The sequence below is a fragment of the Pseudoalteromonas sp. XMcav2-N genome (assembly GCF_024124545.1).
Taxonomy (GTDB): Bacteria; Pseudomonadota; Gammaproteobacteria; order Enterobacterales; family Alteromonadaceae; genus Pseudoalteromonas.
This window is the reverse complement of record NZ_JAMXSF010000011.1, coordinates 34,399-53,077: the sequence shown is the minus strand read 5'-3', so window position 1 is coordinate 53,077 and position 18,679 is coordinate 34,399. Positions and strand designations below refer to the sequence as shown.

At 48.5% G+C, this 18,679-nt stretch carries 17 protein-coding genes; 12 read left to right on the top strand and 5 right to left on the bottom strand.

The features are described 5' to 3' along the window. Window positions 1–46: 46 nt before the first annotated feature. The 7 genes from ribE (at window position 47) to NH568_RS14810 (ending at window position 7,926) form a co-directional block, all read left to right on the top strand. Window positions 47–511 carry a 6,7-dimethyl-8-ribityllumazine synthase gene (ribE, locus tag NH568_RS14840; protein WP_054015454.1) on the top strand — a complete coding sequence of 155 codons (465 nt, stop codon included), beginning with the start codon at window positions 47–49 and terminating at the stop codon, window positions 509–511. Window positions 512–522: 11 nt separating this feature from the next. After that, a complete protein-coding gene (nusB, locus tag NH568_RS14835) occupies window positions 523–933 on the top strand; it encodes a transcription antitermination factor NusB (RefSeq protein ID WP_010382792.1) in 411 nt (136 codons plus the stop codon). A 44-nt stretch (window positions 934–977) separates the two neighbouring features. Continuing rightward, window positions 978–1,937, top strand: a complete 960-nt coding sequence (thiL, locus tag NH568_RS14830; RefSeq protein ID WP_253048427.1) for a thiamine-phosphate kinase — start codon at window positions 978–980, stop codon at window positions 1,935–1,937. An 11-nt stretch (window positions 1,938–1,948) separates the two neighbouring features. After that, window positions 1,949–2,434, top strand: a complete 486-nt coding sequence (locus NH568_RS14825; RefSeq protein WP_253048426.1) for a phosphatidylglycerophosphatase A — start codon at window positions 1,949–1,951, stop codon at window positions 2,432–2,434. Between the two features lie 28 nt (window positions 2,435–2,462). Further along, complete coding sequence (locus NH568_RS14820) at window positions 2,463–5,540, top strand: ligand-binding sensor domain-containing diguanylate cyclase (protein WP_253048425.1); 3,078 nt, start codon at window positions 2,463–2,465, stop codon at window positions 5,538–5,540. Window positions 5,541–5,740: 200 nt separating this feature from the next. After that, the gene (locus tag NH568_RS14815; protein WP_253048424.1) at window positions 5,741–6,046 is read left to right on the top strand and encodes an H-NS histone family protein; all 306 of its coding nucleotides are present in this window, start codon (window positions 5,741–5,743) and stop codon (window positions 6,044–6,046) included. A 143-nt stretch (window positions 6,047–6,189) separates the two neighbouring features. Continuing rightward, window positions 6,190–7,926 carry a DEAD/DEAH box helicase gene (locus NH568_RS14810; RefSeq protein WP_253048618.1) on the top strand — a complete coding sequence of 579 codons (1,737 nt, stop codon included), beginning with the start codon at window positions 6,190–6,192 and terminating at the stop codon, window positions 7,924–7,926. A 40-nt stretch (window positions 7,927–7,966) separates the two neighbouring features. Here NH568_RS14810 and NH568_RS14805 read toward each other — a convergent pair whose 3' ends face one another. Continuing rightward, window positions 7,967–8,293, bottom strand: coding sequence for a ribonuclease E inhibitor RraB (locus NH568_RS14805; RefSeq protein ID WP_253048423.1), 327 nt, complete (start codon window positions 8,291–8,293; stop codon window positions 7,967–7,969). A gap of 182 nt (window positions 8,294–8,475) precedes the next feature. On the opposite strand from NH568_RS14805, the gene NH568_RS14800 reads away from it, so the two are divergent. The 4 genes from NH568_RS14800 to NH568_RS14785 all read left to right on the top strand — a co-directional run bounded on the left by NH568_RS14800 (window position 8,476) and on the right by NH568_RS14785 (window position 15,677). Next, a complete protein-coding gene (locus NH568_RS14800; protein WP_253048422.1) occupies window positions 8,476–10,212 on the top strand; it encodes an autotransporter assembly complex family protein in 1,737 nt (578 codons plus the stop codon). Then, a complete protein-coding gene (locus NH568_RS14795) occupies window positions 10,212–13,928 on the top strand; it encodes a translocation/assembly module TamB domain-containing protein (RefSeq protein ID WP_253048421.1) in 3,717 nt (1,238 codons plus the stop codon). Before NH568_RS14800 ends, NH568_RS14795 begins: the two co-directional genes overlap by 1 nt. An 83-nt stretch (window positions 13,929–14,011) precedes the next feature. Continuing rightward, window positions 14,012–14,860, top strand: coding sequence for a transporter substrate-binding domain-containing protein (locus NH568_RS14790; protein WP_253048420.1), 849 nt, complete (start codon window positions 14,012–14,014; stop codon window positions 14,858–14,860). Then, window positions 14,763–15,677: a peptidylprolyl isomerase gene (locus NH568_RS14785; protein ID WP_253048419.1), complete on the top strand. Its 915-nt coding sequence runs from the start codon at window positions 14,763–14,765 to the stop codon at window positions 15,675–15,677. Before NH568_RS14790 ends, NH568_RS14785 begins: the two co-directional genes overlap by 98 nt. Here NH568_RS14785 and queF read toward each other — a convergent pair. After that, on the bottom strand, window positions 15,664–16,509 hold the full coding sequence (gene queF, locus NH568_RS14780) for an NADPH-dependent 7-cyano-7-deazaguanine reductase QueF (protein ID WP_253048418.1): 846 nt from the start codon (window positions 16,507–16,509) through the stop codon (window positions 15,664–15,666). The two genes, NH568_RS14785 and queF, sit on opposite strands and share 14 nt — an antisense overlap. Before the next feature lie 61 nt (window positions 16,510–16,570). On the opposite strand from queF, the gene syd reads away from it, so the two are divergent. Continuing rightward, complete coding sequence (syd, locus tag NH568_RS14775) at window positions 16,571–17,116, top strand: SecY-interacting protein (protein ID WP_253048417.1); 546 nt, start codon at window positions 16,571–16,573, stop codon at window positions 17,114–17,116. A gap of 50 nt (window positions 17,117–17,166) precedes the next feature. Here syd and NH568_RS14770 read toward each other — a convergent pair whose 3' ends face one another. The 3 genes from NH568_RS14770 to NH568_RS14760 form a co-directional block, all read right to left on the bottom strand. Further along, the gene (locus tag NH568_RS14770) at window positions 17,167–17,940 is read right to left on the bottom strand and encodes a Zn-ribbon-containing protein (protein ID WP_253048416.1); all 774 of its coding nucleotides are present in this window, start codon (window positions 17,938–17,940) and stop codon (window positions 17,167–17,169) included. A 1-nt stretch (window position 17,941) separates the two neighbouring features. Further along, a complete protein-coding gene (locus NH568_RS14765) occupies window positions 17,942–18,214 on the bottom strand; it encodes a hypothetical protein (RefSeq protein WP_253048616.1) in 273 nt (90 codons plus the stop codon). Between the two features lie 181 nt (window positions 18,215–18,395). Further along, window positions 18,396–18,623: a DUF2789 domain-containing protein gene (locus NH568_RS14760; protein WP_253048415.1), complete on the bottom strand. Its 228-nt coding sequence runs from the start codon at window positions 18,621–18,623 to the stop codon at window positions 18,396–18,398. Window positions 18,624–18,679: the final 56 nt, after the last annotated feature.

The following is an 18,679-nucleotide window of genomic DNA, read 5'->3' as shown; positions in this document are numbered from 1 at the left end:
TGCGCCTCAATTTGGCAATTGCTTATACTAGATTAGGAATCATCTAATGAAAATCATCGAAGGTAATAAATACGCACCGGGCAAGAAATTTGCCATTGTCATCTCTCGTTTTAACGACTTTATTGGTAGCAGCCTGTTAGAAGGCGCAGTTGATGAGTTAAAGCGTACAGGTGGCGTAAAGGACGAGGACATCACTGTTGTGTATGTACCGGGTGCAGTAGAATTACCTTTAGCGGCTAAGCGTGTTGCAATGAAAAAAGAACACGATGCCATCATTGCATTAGGTGTCATCATTCGTGGCGGTACACCTCATTTCGACCTGGTTGCAAATGAGTCAAACAAAGGCCTGGCGAGCGTGTCTATGGACTACGATATCCCGGTTGCCTTTGGTGTGTTAACCACGGAAAGTATTGAGCAGGCCATCGAGCGCGCGGGAACCAAAATGGGTAACAAGGGTGGCGAAGCTGCACTTGGTGCACTGGAAATGGTGAACGTGCTAGAGCAAATTTAAGAGGAATCTCAGTGAAACCAGCAGCTAGACGTAAGGCGCGTGTCCTTGCCCTTCAGGCAGTATATTCTTGGCAGCTAAGTGGCAACCCCATTGCTGATATCGAGCAGCAAATGCTGATCGAAAACGACGTTTCAAAGGTTGATGTAGAGTACTTCAAAGATCTGGCACGTGGTGTTGCAGTAAACTGCAAACAGCTAGATGAGTTGATGACGCCGCATTTGTCTCGTCCATTTGATGACCTGGATATGGTTGAAAAAGCTGTATTACGCGTCAGCATTTACGAGTTAAAATTCCGCGAAGACGTCCCTTACAAAGTCGCCATTAACGAAGGGATTGAGCTGGCGAAAATGTTTGGTGCTGAAGACAGTCACAAATTTGTCAACGGCGTACTGGACAAAGCGGTTAAGATAATCCGCAAGTAATCGAGACCGTGAGGAGAGCCGGCATGGGCCGGCTTTTTTAATGTATGAAGGAATTTGAGTTAATCAATCATTACTTCAAGGGGCGCGGCATTGCGCGTCGTGATGTAAAGGTTGGCATTGGTGATGATTGTGCCATAGTGACGGTTCCTGACAAGCACCAACTTGCCATTACCACAGACACCCTGGTTGCCGGTGTACACTTTTTCGAAGACATTCCACCCAGAGCATTAGGTCATCGTGCCTTGGCCGTTAATCTCAGCGATCTTGCCGCTATGGGCGCAGAGCCAACGTGGATCTCCATTGGCTTAACTCTGCCTGAGGTCGATATGGATTGGCTGGAAGCGTTTACCGAGGGTATGCATGAAATTGCAGAGTATTACAATGTTCAGCTGATAGGTGGGGACACAACTCAGGGCCCGCTGACCATCACTATCTGTGCCAAAGGGATCATTCCAAATGACAAAGCACTGACGCGCTCTGGCGCTAAAGTGGGTGACTGGATTTATGTTACGGGAGAGCTGGGTGATGCCGCTTTGGCAATTGAAGCCCGTAAGCGTCAGCTACCGCTAGAAGCAACTCAGTTAAAGCGCCTCGAAGAAAAGTTACATTTCCCAACCCCGAGAGTAGCGGCTGGACAAGTGTTGCGGGGCATGGCAACTGCCTGCATCGATATTTCAGATGGCTTGCTAGCTGATTTGCAGCACATATTGAATAAGTCAGGAGTCGGCGCTTTGGTCAATATTGAAGATGTACCAATGTCACCGACTCTGCAGCAATTAGAGCCTGTATCTTTGCGTCATGAACTGGGGCTGGCGTATGGCGATGACTATGAACTGTTGTTTACCGTAAACGACAGCAATAAAGGCGCCGTCGAGGCGCGTCTTCGTCAGTATGGTGTGGACCCTGTCTGTATCGGTCAGGTAACCGCGTCGGTTGGCAAGCTTGAGTTGTTGCAGGCGGGGGAAAAATGCCCATTACCGCGTAGCGGTTATCAACACTTTTAATAGGAGCAGGTTTGAATAAGCCGTTATCATTCAACCTCAAACGCCCACATCATTTTCTAGCGCTGGGGTTTGGTTTAGGGTTAGCACCTAAAGCCCCCGGTACTTTTGGTACTTTAGCTGCACTGCCATTTATTCTGCTGACAATGGGGCAGCCGTTATGGGTGCAGATCACTTTAGCCGTTTTGCTCAGTCTGGCGGGGTTTTGGATCTGTGGCAAGACTGCTCGTGATGTAGGCGTACATGATCACCCTGCAATTGTATGGGATGAAGTCGCCGGGTTTTATATCACTATGATAGGGGCTGCAATTAGCTGGCAGTCGCTACTGGTTGGTTTTTTATTATTTCGCTTTTTTGATATTGCAAAGCCAGGTCCAATTCGAATACTGGATAGAAAGCTGCATGGTGGCCTGGGAATAATGGCAGATGACCTGCTTGCCGGGATATTTTCATTGATTTGTTTGCAAGCTTTGTTTAAAACAGGTGTCCTGGGCGGCTAATTTAATTACGGGTACGAAGAGGGAGCCTATGCGATTTATACTTCTACTGTTGCTATGCATATTCACCACAGGTGTGAATGCGGCAATTAATGATTATGTTGTTAAACAGTGGAGTATGCAAAATGGCCTACCATCGCAAAGTATCAAGAGTGTGGTTCAGGACCAGCAAGGTTATATCTGGCTTGGTACACAGTTTGGACTAAGTCGATTTGACGGCTTACAGTTCAGTAACTACACAACGCAAAATAGTGAGTTTCTGGATAGCAATGCGGTTAATAAGCTCTTTGTTGACCGCTTTGGTATGCTATGGATTGGCACCCGTAGAGGGGTAACCCGATTAAATCCGCAAACCCTTACAACCGAGCGTTTCGAAGTCCAGGGTGAAGTCAGAGATATTCTCGAAGATCATCATGGTAATATCTGGGTTGCAGCAAATGGCTTATATTATGTGTCAGCTAAACGCCTGACCTTAGCTGAAAATAACCTCGACAGTAAAAAACTCTCCCTGACACACATCAGTCAAATTGTCGGCTCTGTAACAAAAATGACCTCATCCCCGCAGGGTATTTGGTTGGTTAACGAGCGCCATTTGTTGCGGATCAGTGAGTCCCAGTCTATGGGCTCTAATGACATGCGGCTGGAGCTATCCAGCAAAATATCACTGCCACGTCAGCTGGCACAAACCAATATTCATGATCTGGCATGGATTGACGGTAAGCTTTTTCTCGCTTCTCAGTTGGGAGCATATTTTCTCGACTTTGATGAGGTGCTCAGGCGCTACGACGAAATAGGTAACAACGCGACCTATAAGTTTTTGAGCGATCAGCAAGGAGGTATGTGGGTATCTACCTATGGCCGGCTGTTGTACAAAGAAAGTGGTGGTCAATGGCAATATGTTGAATTGGCGCAGCTGGACCAGGGAATTTGGTTTACCGACATTTTTATTGATGATGACGGCAATGTGTGGATGGCCAGTATTAACGAAGGTCTCTGGCTGGCGCATGCCGGGCGGGTAGAGCGCTTCTCTGTCGGCCCACAGCGGGAGCAGGCGATTTCTGCTATCACACAAGATTTGCAAGGGAATGTTTGGGTTGCTACCCGAGAGGGGGTTGGCCGACTTGACAGCAATGATAATTACGAACCCGTGATCAGTGCATCTCAGCTCAATGGGGTGGAAATTCACGACATGGAGTTCATCGGCGAGCGCTTGTTTCTGGGGACCGGCCGTGGTGTGGTTATTTATGAAGATGACAAACTGCTCGCTATCCCTAATCGTGAGTTTCGCCAGACTCAGGTCTTTACTCTGACACCTTCCAATCAGGGCGGGTTGTGGCTGGGTACCGGACGGGGTCTTTACCGGTTAGATTACAGTGGTCTGACACCTTTTACTTACAATGCCTTTCTGGGCAGCCAGTTTATTACCTATGTTGTAGATTTTCCGCGTTTTGGATTTATCGGCACGGATAAAGGCGCCTATAAATACAATGAACGTGGCATAGAAAAAATAGGTGGACAGACATCGCTTGAATCTGCCTATGTCACCAGTATCTTGCATGTTGAAGGCAGTGCAACCCTGGTCGGTACGTTTTACGATGGATTGTATTATCGCAGCCAGGATGGGGACTGGCATCAGCTTGATGCATCCCACGGGTTACCTTACGGGCCGATCTTATCGTTACACTTTGACAAGTCGCAGGAGCTGGTTTGGGTCAGTACCATGAAAGGCGTGTATCGCATGCCGATTGCACAGTTCCGTGAGCCCGTCCAAAACCTGCAGGTAGAGCAGGTCATTAACCCCTTTGATCGACAATTGGATGGTGTACCGAGTCAATGTTGTACGGGATTAGGTCATGATGCCGTTGTTGAGCAGGACGATTATCTTTTGTATCCCAGCTTGCAGGGCATCGTGCGCATCCCTAAAAAAGTACAGTTATTCAGCGCCGCAGAGCTGGCTCCTAAGTTTGAAAGTATTGTCACTGCCACACGTAATCTGACACCAGACAGGCTGCTAGGCCCGGTTGAGCTGGACACCAGTGAACGGGACCTGACCATTCGCTATACGGCCATCGATTTTTATGCGCCGCAGAGCATAGAGTTTCGCTATAAGCTGGAAGGTCACGATGCCCAGTGGCGCGATGCGCAATCCCGGCGTGAAGCCATTTATACCAACCTGCCGCCTGGTGATTTTACCTTCTTACTACAAGTAAAGCGGCGTGGTCAGGACTGGCAGCAGGCACATAACTTGTCGCTTAACCTTCAATTGCCACAGCGTTTTGATGAAACCGTATTTTTCCGCTTAATCATCACCTGCGGCTTTATGTTTTTGTTTTATCTTGTGTTCTGGGTATTTCGTACTCAGGAGCGACGCAAGCAAGCCGCGCTGGAAGCCCTGGTTGCTGAACGTACGACAGAGCTCAGAAAAGCCAATGATAAACTCAATCAGGTCAACACTCAGCTAAAGTTGGTCAGCCACTCAGATGAACTGACAGGCTTACGAAGTCGCCGCTTTTTGTTTGATCAACTCCCGAAGGATATTGAGCACTATCAGCGTAATGCGCAGTCTTTGCGACAGCAGGATAAAAGTCTGGTACTGATGATCCTCAATATTGATAGTTTCAGTAAAATCAACGATGCCTATGGCCCAATTGGTGGTGACAGCTGTTTACAGCAACTAGCAACTTTGCTCAATACCCGTACTCAGGGATCAGATTATGTCGCGCGCTGGAGTGGTGATGAGTTTTTACTGCTTTTGAGGGACTTTAAATGTTCTGAAGTTGAACGGTATGTCAGCGAGCTATGTAAAGCGATTGCTCAATTTGATTTTAAGTTGCCCAACGGAAAATCTCTGAATCTGAGCGTGTCGGTAGGCTGGTCCTTTTATCCTCTGCCGTTACTTGGGGGGCAGGTCATTGGTTGGGAAGCATCTGTTAACCTCGCTGATATCGCGTTACACGAAGTGAAACAACGGGGCGGGGATGGTGCAGCCACCATTATATTTGATGAACAGCTTGATGCGTTTGAATTTGAGCAAAGTCAAAATGTTGAATCTCAGTTGCAGCTGTTACAGTCTAATGGTTTGGCAGAAGTGAAGGTTTGGATGCGTTAGTCGTTGTGACAGTAGAGGCCAATGTTCGGTGTTGAGACAAGCTCTGAGTTTAATTGATGGCTAATATTGAGTAATTATCAATGGATATTATAAATTTAACTACTTTTAATTTGAAAAGAGATAAATATAATATACTCTCTATATACCGAGCTTAATTAACTCATAAAATTCTAAATTCAACAATCTACGAGAGTAATCCAATGCGTGAAATAAGATCTTTTATTAAGACTGCAAGTTACAGTGATTTGAATAAAGCGCTGGAGCTTATCCAAGCCGCCATTGATGAGCAGGCAAAACAGGAAGAAGCCAAAAAAGAAGTTTTGGCACTGATTAAAGAAAAAGGATTGTCTTTAGAAGATTTTGCTTCCGAAACAGCAACTGATAAGCGCAGCAAAGTACGTCCAAAATACCGTATTGAAAAAGACGGTGAAGTATTTGAATGGACTGGTCGCGGTAAAACACCAAAAGCTTTTGTTGATGTTAACTTAGAAGACCACAAAATCTAATTACCGCACCGTGTAAGCCAGTCATATTATTTAAATGGCTGGCTTATGTGGTTAAAGATACCTTTTCTGGGTTCATATTTCATATCTCGTTAGTCCATATCTTAATCGAAAACCCTCTGTCGTTAATATAGTCAGGTGTCCCTATTTACACACTAAGACCCTATCAAGAAGAAGCCGTTGCAAATACCGTAGCTCATTTTAAAAAGTCAGATGACAGTGCGGTAATTGTTCTGCCAACCGGGGCTGGTAAAAGCCTGGTTATTGCACAGCTGGCTCGACTGGCCAGACATAAAATTCTAGTCATGACACATGTCAAAGAGTTGGTTGAGCAAAATGCCGAGAAATATCAGAGTTATGGTTTATCTGCGAGCATTTACTCCGCTGGTTTAAAACAAAAAGAGCTGAATCATCAGGTGACATTTGCCAGTGTGCAGTCATTGGCTCGAAATCTAGAAGCCATTGATACCTTCTATTCTTTGCTGATTATTGATGAATGTCACAGGGTCAGCGGTGAAGACGACAGCCAGTATATGGCAGTGATTGCGCGCTTACGGCAGTTTAACCCGGCGCTAAAGATACTTGGTCTGACGGCAACCCCATATCGGCTTGGCAGTGGGTGGGTGTATCACAGTCACTATCACGGTTTTGTTCGGGGCAGTAATACTAGCCCTTTTCGACGCTGTATTTACGAATTACCTCTGCGCTATATGATTAAAAACGGTTATCTTACGCCACCTAAGCAGCTTGACCCCGCGGTTGAGAATTATGATTTTTCAGCGTTGGACAGTAATGCGTTTGGGCGATATAGCGAAACGGATATGAACCAGCTGCTGCAAAGCAATACCCGGGCAACCAAGAGCATCATTGAACACGTAATGTCCATCAGTGAACAGCGCCACGGTGTCATGATATTTGCTGCAACCGTCTTACATGCCAAAGAAATTAAAAGGTATTTACCTGATGGACAAACAGCACTGGTGCTGGGTGATACAGATAACCACGAACGAGATGAGATCATCGCGGCCTTTAAGCGCCGAGAGATCAAATATCTGGTTAATGTATCGGTATTAACTACGGGTTTTGATGCGCCACATGTGGATGTCATTGCGATCTTAAGGCCCACAGAGTCGGTGAGTCTGTACCAGCAAATAGTGGGGAGAGGCTTGCGTCTGAGTGAGGGCAAGAAAGACTGTCTGGTGATTGATTACGCTGCCAATGAGTTTGACCTGTTTCACCCTGAAGTGGGCAGTAAGAAGCCGAATTCGGACAATGAACCTGTACAAGTGTTGTGCCCCGGCTGCGGATTTGGCAATGTCTTCTGGGGCAAATACGACGAACAGGGACGTGTGATTGAGCACTTTGGTCGGCGTTGTCAGGGGCTGTTGCAGGACGATGACGGCGATGAGCAGCAATGTGATTATCGTTTCAAGTTTAAAGAGTGTGACAGCTGTGGCGCAGAAAATGATATCGCTGCACGTCAGTGCCACAGTTGCGGGGTAATGTTGACGGATCCGGACGATAAACTGAGAGCCGCATTGAACCTGAAAAACGCCATGGTGCTGCGATGCAGCGGCCTGAGCGGGGAAGTGGTTAGAGCGCAGTTGCTGAAAATTACGTATTTCGATGAAGACGGGGCCAGTGTGAGCGAAGTGTTTGACTTTGCTAAGCCTGCGAGTCGAGGATATTTTGTGCGCCAATTTGAAAAGCATTGTCGTACAGGTGTGCGTGTGAGTACCTGGACTGATGCTGAGCAGGTGGATGCCACATTATTGTCGGCGCCAGATTTTGTAATTGCCCGGCAACATAAGAAATATGGCTGGCAGGTCACAGAAAAGATTTTTGATTATCAGGGCAGTTATCGTACTGCAGACAAAAGCTAATGCAGAGCACTTTGGGCTCTGCATTCTTCTGGTCCGAGTGTTATTCGGCGAGTATTCCCCACCCGTCACCATAGCCCTCGTGGCTGTTTGCGATAGACTCAAGGTATTGCTCGGTCTGACTTAACAGCTGGTGCTCGGGCACCATAGCCACAGAAGTGACGACTTCCCATACACCGGTATCCGGACAGGTATCCAATTTGGTTTTTGGTGCCAACTCATCTTCTGCGATGGCGTTCATAAAACGCTCGGCGTCGGCTTTTTGTTCGAACAAAATAAAAAAATCGATGCTGTGCATCTGGGTGAGATCTACACCGGCTGCAGCAATTTCAGACAGGAGCTGGCCGTTGTCATCATCAGGGAATTGCATAATCATACTCAAGTTAATATAGCTGCTGATATTGTCCGCTATCCAACACAAAATAAAAAGCACTGACCGCAAAAATTTGCATGTAAGCGCGCAAAAATAACACAGTGATAAGTACATCCACTCCATGTCAGCGTTATCTTGCTGTGGTATTATAATGTCACTGCAAATTTTAGGGTTATTTAGTGCGTTTATCTGCGTTTATTGCCGTTCTAGTTGTTCTTCTTTTTTCATTTCAGGTACGGGCCGGCGATTCAGCTGGTATCAGCGAGTTTACTGTAAGTCAGGCGCCAAATGGCACTGAGTTATCAGATGAAGCACATGACAATGTCATGCGCTTTCTGAGTACATATGTTGGTAAGCCGTTTACACCACGCAGAAAGAAGCTGATTGATAAAGACATCACTAAGGCATTACAGGCGCTTGGGTATTATCACCACGCACTCACCATATCGTTCGACCCAAAGACCCGGCGTGTCGTCCTTATTCTGGACCCTGGTGTCGCATTGCACTGGCACCAGGTAGAGATCGCTCTGCAGGGAATTGAAGACGACGCATTGCGCTTACGATTACTTGATGGTGCCATACAAATCGGTGAGCAGGTCAGACATGACCGTTATGAAGCCACTAAGGCTCAGATAGAAAGTGTGCTACTGGAATTGGGTTATTTTGATTTTCAGTGGCTGAAAAAACAGCTCAGTGTGGATCGCTCGCAAAAACAGGCCTCAGCGACCTTGTCGCTGTCGGCGGGGCCCAGATATCAGTTTGGGGAACTACGTCTGTCGACAGAATCAAAAGCGGTTGCGTTTGCTCAAGCGTTAAGCCCATTTAGTCCGGGTGAGTTTTATGCTGCCCAGAAGCTGTCTCAATATAACCTCACTTTGAATGAAACGCCGTATTTTCAGAGTGTTCGGGTTTACCCTTTGCTCAAACTCAGGCACCAAGGCACTGTCCCAATTCGCGTTGAGCTGACCGACAAACCCGCCAACAGCTACGAAGTTGGCGGGGGGTACAGTACCGATTTAGGTGCGAAAGCGCGTTTCAAATGGAGCAAACCCTGGGTAACGAGTGGGGGACACTCCATGACATCGGATCTCAATATTTCTCAGCGTCAGCAAGATATCAGTGGTGCCTATACAATCCCTGTGGATGATCCAAACAACGATGTATTTCGCATTCTGGGGGGATATCAGTTACAGGACGACCTGACTGAAGGAGTTGATACCAAGACCTGGAATATTCAGGTGCAACGGCAGTGGTTGACATCCGGAAACTGGGTGCGCACTGCGTTTTTAAAACGTGAGCATGAAACCAGTGAACAGGATGGCGAAACACTGAAAACAGAAATGCTGATCCCCGGGGTGAGCTATGCAAAAAAACAGAGCCTGGGAGGTATGTTGCCGTACTGGGGCAATGAACGGCTGATTTCCGTCGAACTGGCCAGTGACTCATTGATTTCTTCTACTTCCCTGGTCAAAGTGCGCTGGAAAAATGCCTGGTTGCGTAACATAGCACAACGACACTTCTTTCTGACTCGTTTGGAAGCGGGGGCAATCATTACTGACGACATTGAAGCTGTGCCCTTTAATATGCGATTTTTTGCCGGTGGTGATCAGAGCGTACGTGGATTTGCTTATCAGTCTGTGGCACCACGGGATGACGAGGGCAAGCTACTGGGCGGCAAATATCTTACAACTGCGAGTGCAGAATATAACTATCAGTTTATGCCCAACTGGCGTGTTGCTCTGTTTGTAGACACTGGTACTGCAACAGATGACTTTAAGGAAAAGTGGGCATTAGGTGCCGGATTTGGCATTCGCTATTTGACGCCGGTCGGACCGATCCGTCTGGACCATGCCTGGGGGCTGAGCAAAGACAGTAAGAGCACTCGTTTAAGTATTGTCATTGGACCGGAGATGTAATGGGATTAAAAGCTTGGCTGCGCCGTATTAGCTACACCGTCATTGGCCTCTGTGTGACGGTGTTTTGCTTGCTGTTTACATTGCCCGGTCACAAACTACTGGTCTGGGTGGCCAATCACAGTGTAACTGGTTTAAAAGTAAGCTCTCCTCAGGTGCGTTTGCTGTCTAATGCCGTGCTGGACGTGCAATTTCAGAACGAGCAGGCGACCTTTCATGCCAGTCAGTTTAGCCTGTCGCTTGACTGGTTTAGCTGCGCTACCTGGTGTCTGTCAGGCAGTGCTGACAAGGTGACCTTACATCTGGCTAAGCCTGCCGACGAGTCTGGGGTAACAGGTGAGTCTGAGCAAGCGACTGAAGCAGCGCCATTGTCCTTACCATTTTCTGTCGCTATCAAGCAATTTCGTTTAGGGGCTGCAGAGTTAAAGGTAGCAGGACACAAGGTAAACCTCAGCAAGCTGGCAGTGACAGCCAGAGCTGATGAACAGGGCTTTCAAGTCAAAAAGTTTGCCCTGAGTCGTGCACAGATCTGGCAAACTGACGCGCCAGCTCCTGCAGCTCCTTTTGATATACCAACAGCGATCCCCGCATTATCATTTCCCGCCATACAACTTCCCATGGCTGTCAGTGTTGAACAGTTTACAGTCGCTGAGCTTAGCTATCGTCCTTACGAGGGAGAGTTGCAGGCCCTGAAACAGCTTCGACTCAGTGCTGGTGCTGAGCAGTCCGAGTTGTCGATCCACCATTTATCACTGTCTTATCAGACACATCAACTGGCTCTGGCAGCGCAGGCAGACTTAAGCCGCTGGGCTGTGTCGGGGGGAATAGACTATGAACATTCCGATTACCAGGGCACACTTGCATTTACTGGTGACCTTAATCAACTAGACCTGTCTGCCACACTGTCTGGTAATGCACAGGGCAAAATCGCGTTGAGTGTGAGTCCGGCAGTGCCAAACTGGCCTTTCTCACTCACAGTAAACACCGAGCAACTTGCTTTGGGTTCAGACAATACACTGCAAAAGCTGTCACTCGACGTGCAAGGGACTGCGGTTGACTATTTAGTCAATGCACATGCCAGCGTGCAACTGAGTGAGCAACTTGATTTAGCTGACCCTGAGCTGGATATGCAACTGGCAGCGTCTGGCGGACTCACTGCTTTGACGTTACAAAAGGCCGAACTCACATTGGGTGAAGCGCATACCCAGCTCAGTGCTCAGGTGAGCTGGCAAGATGGGTTGCGAAGCCAGATAGAAGGTGAGTTACATGCCTTGCCTTTGGGTGCCTGGCTGAAGCTGGATGAGACCCAGTTATCAGGGGCTTATCAGCTTGATTTTTCCAGGCATGGTCAGCAGTGGCGGGCGCAGGTTAATGAATTGGCGCTCAGCGGACAGCTGGCTGCCTTACCTTTACAGCTGGTTGCCCGAGGTAAAGTAAATAGTGATTTACATGGCGAGATCCAGGCCGCCCGGCTAAGTTATGGAGACAGTCAGATCATCCTGTCGGGCACAGCCAATGAGCAACTGGATGTGCATGGCGAGTTGTCACTGGCTCACCAAAAAAATGCAGTGTTGCCGGTGGATGTGCAACTGTCGGGACAATTTACTGCAACCGGTCCGGTTAATGCGCCAAACCTCACATTACGCAGCCAGCTGGACAAACTTGTGTATCAGGATACATCGGCAATCGGAGGAAAGTTGGCACTCTCTTTGGATATAGCCAAAGATTGGTTGACCGATCTGAACGTGTCTTTGTCCGCAGTGACTACGGGGGATTTACCTGCCACAGCTCTCAATGTGGCGGGTCAAGGAGATCAGAACCACCACCAGCTGACAATACAGGTAGAAAACTCACGTAGCAGTGGCGATCTGACATTCAGTGGACAGTATGCTAAGCAGGCCTGGGTTGGCCAGCTGGATGCAGGTATGTTGCGCTTGGACAACAGTGAATTGGTGTTGATGTCACCAGCGGAATTGACGGTGAAAGCGGATCAGATAATCGTGGCGCGTCAATGCTGGACACTCTCACCCGGACAGCTCTGCTTAGCGGCAGAGCATGGGTCCCGGGGTCAGGCGAGCATTGAGTTACAGCAGCTGGACCTGACGCACTTTAATCCGTTGCTGAGTAACTTAGCTGAACTAAAGGGGATATTTTCTGGCAATGCCAAGGCAAAATGGTCACAGGGCCAGTTAGAGGTACTGGATGGTCAATTGGCTATGGCCGACGCTCAGGTCACAATATTTGGTGCAACCCCGGAGCAGCTTGACGATAGCGAGGAGGGGACCGCACCGACCTTGCCGCTAGAAATAGACCGCTTTTCTCTGGCACTGAACAGTGATGCCCGAGAGGCAAAAGCCAATTGGCAACTGGCGCTTAGAAAGTTAGGCCATTTTAATGGAGAGCTGCTGATGCCATTGCAGGCTGAGCCTCAATCTGTGCGCGGGTTTGTCAACATAGCAGGCATAGAGTTGGGTAAATTCAGGCCTTTGCTACGCCGGTTATTATGGCCAGATCTGGAACTGGCGGGAGTCATTGCGGGCCAGGTCAACATCGACGGTGCGCTGACACTGCCGCAGTTAAGCGGACAGCTTAGCGCCCAAGACATTCAGCTAAAAGCCAGTGAGCTTCCTCTGGCCATTAGCGACTTAGATCTTGATGTGCAATTGAATGGCCAGCAGGCTCAGCTGGTTGGGCTGCTTAACACAGCGCCGCGAGGTCAGGTCGCGCTCAGCGGTGAAGTTGATTGGCACAACGCTCTGAGGGCAAAGTTAAATCTCAGTGGTGAACAGTTAACTTTGACACCGCAACCGGGTGTCACCCTGAATGTAACGCCAGACTTGTCATTGCGTTACAACGGTGAGTATGCAGAGGTAACCGGGGTGCTTACTGTGCCTTATGGTCGCGTAGAAATTGAAGAGTTACCCCAGGGAGTGGTCGCGGTAAGCGACGATCAGGTCATCGTTGATAAGGCCAGCCCCACCCGGTCGGCTCAGATGATGGATTATCGGCTCGATCTGGACGTGCGCTTGCTTGACGATGTCAGAATTAAAGCCTTGGGTCTGGACGCTTATCTGACGGGTGAGCTGTCTCTGGAAAAGCAGCTCGCTTCGGCCTTGCTGGCCAGTGGAGAGATCAACTTGCGAGAAGGGCAGTACAAAGCATTTGGACAGGACCTGAACATAGAAACGGGCCAGCTGGGCTTCAATGGCCCACTGGACAAGCCTTATATTAATGTGCGCGCAATTCGTAACCCTGAGACAACGGCCAATGGTGTTGTGGCCGGAGTTGAAGTCAAAGGCAGTATCCGCAGTCCTGAGCTGGTGATTTATTCACAACCTGCGATGGACCAGGCTCAGGCACTGGCTTACCTGCTCAATGGTCAGCCGTTAGGCGATGGCCAGAGCAATAACAATACCATGCTGGCGCAGTTTCTGTTGTCCCAGAGTATAGATCGCAGCAAGGGATATTTTGCTAAAGCGGGCGAAACCATAGGGATACAGGATGTAAACCTGTCGGCTAAGGGCAGTGGTGATGATACTCAAGTCGAAGTGTCGGGTTATCTAACTCCCAGCGTCCAGGTCAGTTATCGGGTGGGCGTTTTTGCATCGCTGAGTGAAGTCGCGGTGCGCTACCGGATTTTTTCGAAATTTTATATTGAAGCGACCAGTGGTTTGTATAAAAGTATTGATCTGCTGTACAAATTTGACTGGGACGAATAATGTACCGTTTTTTGTTGGCACTGATACTTGGCACCACCTTTTCGAGCGCGGCGTACACTGTAAGAGCACCGCTAGAAATTCGAGTGACATCAGGTGCTAATCCGTATGTGCTTCAGCTGATTGAGTTGGCGTTGTCCTATCAGCCGCGACCAGTTAGTTTAAAAACCGTTGCCGGTATCCCAACGCAAACTCGGGCTGTACGCCTGCTTGGTAAGCAATCGGGCATTGATGTATTTTGGTCTGTGACCAGTAAGGAAAGAGAGCAACAAGCACTGGCGATACGTATTCCGTTGGTAAAAGGGCTATTGGGGTATCGCATTCTGTTTATTGATGCCAACCGCTCTGCTGAGTTTTCGGATATCAAGCATTGGGGGCAGCTCAAGCCACTGCTGTTTGGGCTTCGCCATGACTGGCCTGACAGAGCAGTGTTTGAGCGTAATGGATTTCAGGTGGTGGCATTTCACGACACAGAAAAAGCGATGACCATGCTGAGTAACAGGCGGCTGGATGTGGTGCCGCTGGATATACTGGCAGCCGAAGATTTTTCGGCACGAACCGACGTCATGGTGCAACCACATCTGCTGATAAATTATCCTTCTGCCGTCTATCTGTTTGTCGATAAAAACAATATCCAGTTGCATACTTTGTTAGAGTCCGGTCTGGAGCAGGCCATTGCTGATGGCTGCTTCGAGTGGTTGTTTCGCAGCCACTTTGCAAAAAAACTGGAGCAACTGGATTTAGCCAGGCGGATGCGGCTGACCCTGCCCAACCCTACCTTGTCTGCCAAGACACCTTTGTCACGCAGCGAACTGTGGTATCAACCAGGAAAACACAATGACAATAATAACACACAACACAAATCAAGCGGTGGGCCTGGCAGCTATGCTCATGCTCACTGCTTGCCAGTCGACAGACAAGCAAACACAGACTGACAGCATCACGATAACACAAGAGCAGCGCTCACCGGCTAACATCATAGCCCAGGCAGGCAAAGATGACTGGCGATTAGTTGCTGCGGATAACATGCTTAAGATCACCCTGCCAACAGGCCCGGTTTACGTTGAGCTGAATCCCCTGCTGGCGCCAGGGCATGTCGACAATATTAAAGCACTGGCACGGGAGGGCTTCTATCAGGGCCTCAATATGTATCGCTTTGTCGAGGGTTTTGTCGCACAAGGTGGCGACCAGGATGACAAGAAACAGCCTGTCGATGGGAAAAAAAGCATTGCTGCGGAGTTTTTCTACACCACAAGCGAGGCCCTTACTATCACAGAGCTGGGGCTGGATGATGGCTATGCCCCCCGAACTGGCTTTTTAAATGGGTTTGCGGTGGCACAGAGTGAAGATGGCAAGCGTACGTGGCAAACACATTGCCCCGGCACGTTTGCAATGGCGCGTCAGAACAGTGCAGACAGTGGTGGCAGTGAATTCTATTTTACGTTAACTGCACAGCGTTATCTGGATTTAAATACTACTGTGTTTGGCCGCGTATTAGCGGGAATGGAGCACGTTCAGCGGCTACACAGAACGCCAACCGCTGGGCAGGCTTTCAACCCTATTGTGGCTGTAGAGGTACTGACAGACACACAAGACAAGCAACGCTTTATGGTATTCAACACACAGAGCGAGGCATTTCTGGCGCTGATCGCGGCGCGGCAGAACCGCCCGGAAGCCTGGTTTTTACACCAGGCCAATCATACCGATGTGTGCGCGATCACTGTGCCGGTGAAGGCATTTATTGACGATTGATCCGGACGTTAAAGGTCGTCTTATTTTGCTCGCTGGAACGGAATGGGTTTATATCCAGGCCGCCTCGGCGCGTGTATCTTGCATAGACTTCGAGTTTGTCTGGTTCAAATGCACGCAACAAATCACAATAAATACGCTCAACACATTGCTCGTGAAACTCATTATGATCCCGAAATGAGATTAAATAACGCAGCAGAGACTCCCGGCAAATCTTCTTCCCTTCATATCGGATCACGATACTTGCCCAGTCTGGCTGCGAGGTGATCAGACAGTTAGACTTAAGCAGGTGGCTGTGCAAGGTTTCAGTGACTTGAATGTCACTCTCTTGCGCCAGCAAACCATCGCGGGGACTGTAATCATCTACCGAAATATCCAGCTCATCGATACACTCTCCCGGTAGGGCAGAAAAGGGTAAACAGTCATGGTCGTCTGGGCCATACAGGGTGACGCCGACATCGCACTGGGCTGCTGCAGATAAGTCTTGTTGCAATGCCTCTTGCACCGCTTCAAAGCTGGCAAACTTGCTCTGATTGAAACTATTCAGATACAGCTTAAATGATTTGGATTCGATAATATGACTGCTCTGACAGGGAAAGACAAATCGGGCAATAGCAACCTGTGGTTTACCTTTGTGATTCAGCCAGGACAGTTCATAGCCATGCCAGATGTCTTCGCCAAAAAACGGTAACGCCTGCTCGTCTACGGCTATCTGGTCACGATTGAGCTTGCGCGCAATGGGGTGAAGCAGACTTGGGTCATAGTGACTGGCGTATTCTGTGGTCTTGCCCAGTACGGAAGCTTTTAACTCGGGGGCGTTATTGTAGTCTGTCATGTTGATCCATTAGTAGTTACAATGGCCCCGATTATAGCGAATAATGAGCGAGAATAGCAGTATGAGCGTGAGCACTTTGATCCTCGAACTTCATGATAAATTTGCCAACTCGGTACAGCAATCACAGGGCCACTGGCCATTGATCCAGCATGACGCACAATGGCCCAGCCCGTGTGAAACTGGAGAACCCAGAGGTGATGGTCTGATAGCGTGGCAGGCGGTGCCCAGAACGCCATGTGGTGACTTCAATGCACTTGCCAATGCGCTGGAAACCCAGTTTAGCTCTGAGCTGAATGAATTTTATGGCGCGGCTTACGCGGGCAATATATTGGTCGCGCTGGACGGTGAAGAAGTAGAGTTGCTGCAAGCCTGGAATGAAAAAGACTTTGAGCGTTTGCAACAAAATATCACGGGTCATGTGTTGATGAAGCGACGTCTCAAGCAAGAAGATACGGTCTTTATTGGCCTGACTGCACAGGAAGATGTATTGATTACGGTGCAGCTCGGCACAGGAGAGGTTTGTCTTGAGCGGGTAGGTAAAGCGCCGCACAAAGTACTTGCGCCCAACCTGACAGCATTTTTAAGTCAACTATCGGCACAGTTTTAATCGTGTGATGTTGGCGTTTGAGGTGACGCGCAAGGACGTCACCTTTTCTGCTACTGAAAGTCCCAGGATATATTAGACACCAGTTCGCAGGCATCACATTTAAAATCAAAAATACCAAACCAGGGCGCTTCTAATGCCCAGTCAGCGTCACAGCCCGGACAGGTGCGTGCTTTTTCCTGAGCGAGGCTTTCTCCGCCAACCCGGTATAAATAATAATACACCGGTTTTTTGGTGAGGTAACGAATACGTTTACTCAGGTCCAGCCCACGTCGGGTAAGATCGCTGTCGAGGCTTGTCAGTTCATTGAGTGCGGCAAATTCGCACCGGGTTGCCCCGTTTATCTGGATCTGGTCACAGGCCTGCCAGTCTTCTTGCCATTTAATCAAAGCCTTATAATCGCCATTCGCAATAGCCGGAATGGTATACAAAGGAATTGGCTGGAAGTCATCCCCACAATATAACGGACTACATGTGTGTACATAGGTGGTATAGAGGATATAGCTTGAGGGGGATTGACACTGGTCGGCACCATTAGCATGAATATCCTGGCCTATCACTTTGACTTTGGGTGCCAGTAATCCTGCTTGCTGCAGCTGCTCAATGGCATGTTTCACAAAGGGGCTGTGGTGGAGCGGATGCAACGAATCTTCGAGCGGGCACATTACCCGCGTGATAAAGAACCCTTCTTTTAATACTGTAGGAAATTCATCTCCGATGATCTGGCCATTAAAACGCAGTGCATTGACGAGCCTGTTGATTGCCTGCTCTGCTTTTTCAAGGGTGGTGTCCTGATAACAGTCAAAGGTAAGATCAACCACAAACATATTAACGAGACTCCAGCAGGGCAATCAGCTTATCCAGCTTAGCTTCAATACGATCAAGTTGTGTCTCTGAACCGGGTTGTTCAGACTTATCACGCTGGCTGGGTTTGTCATCGCATGTCGACAGTATTTCTGGGTTATTCTTGTATGTGGTCAGTCCCGCTATGATCAATGGCATAGCCACAGGCTCCGCCAGTTTGGCTTTAGTAGTGGCAACAGTGGGGGTTTTGCCCTGTGCAACGAGTGTGGCAATGGCGTTTAAAACGGCGGGATGCATAGTGTACCCTCTGGAAACAAAAACTGAGCGCATTATAACATCTTAGCCCGCAGAACATCACCAGTAAAACAGTCTGTATTAAGCTGTTTTGATGGGTCATCAAAAACCGCCGGACTAACATACGAACCTATGCCGGGCCGCACACAGGTTCATTTAACACTTGCATACTGTCCAGGCACGCTCAGCGCAATCGAGCATCCAGCTCGTCTATTACTTCACTCCAGTCGGCATCTTCTTGAAGTGACTCTTCAATAAAATGTTTTTGCCCTTCATTCCAAAATGGGGCTTCGGCTAGCAACATATCACTGGGTAGACTGTGTTGACTGAAAAAGGCCTCAATTTTAGCATCGCTGTTATCCAACCCGAGTTGTGCAAACAAGTTTTTCAGATTATGTACACTAGTATCCATACGCCCCTCTTTTTGTTTAAAAAGTACGCTATAACTATAGTAGATTTACGACACCG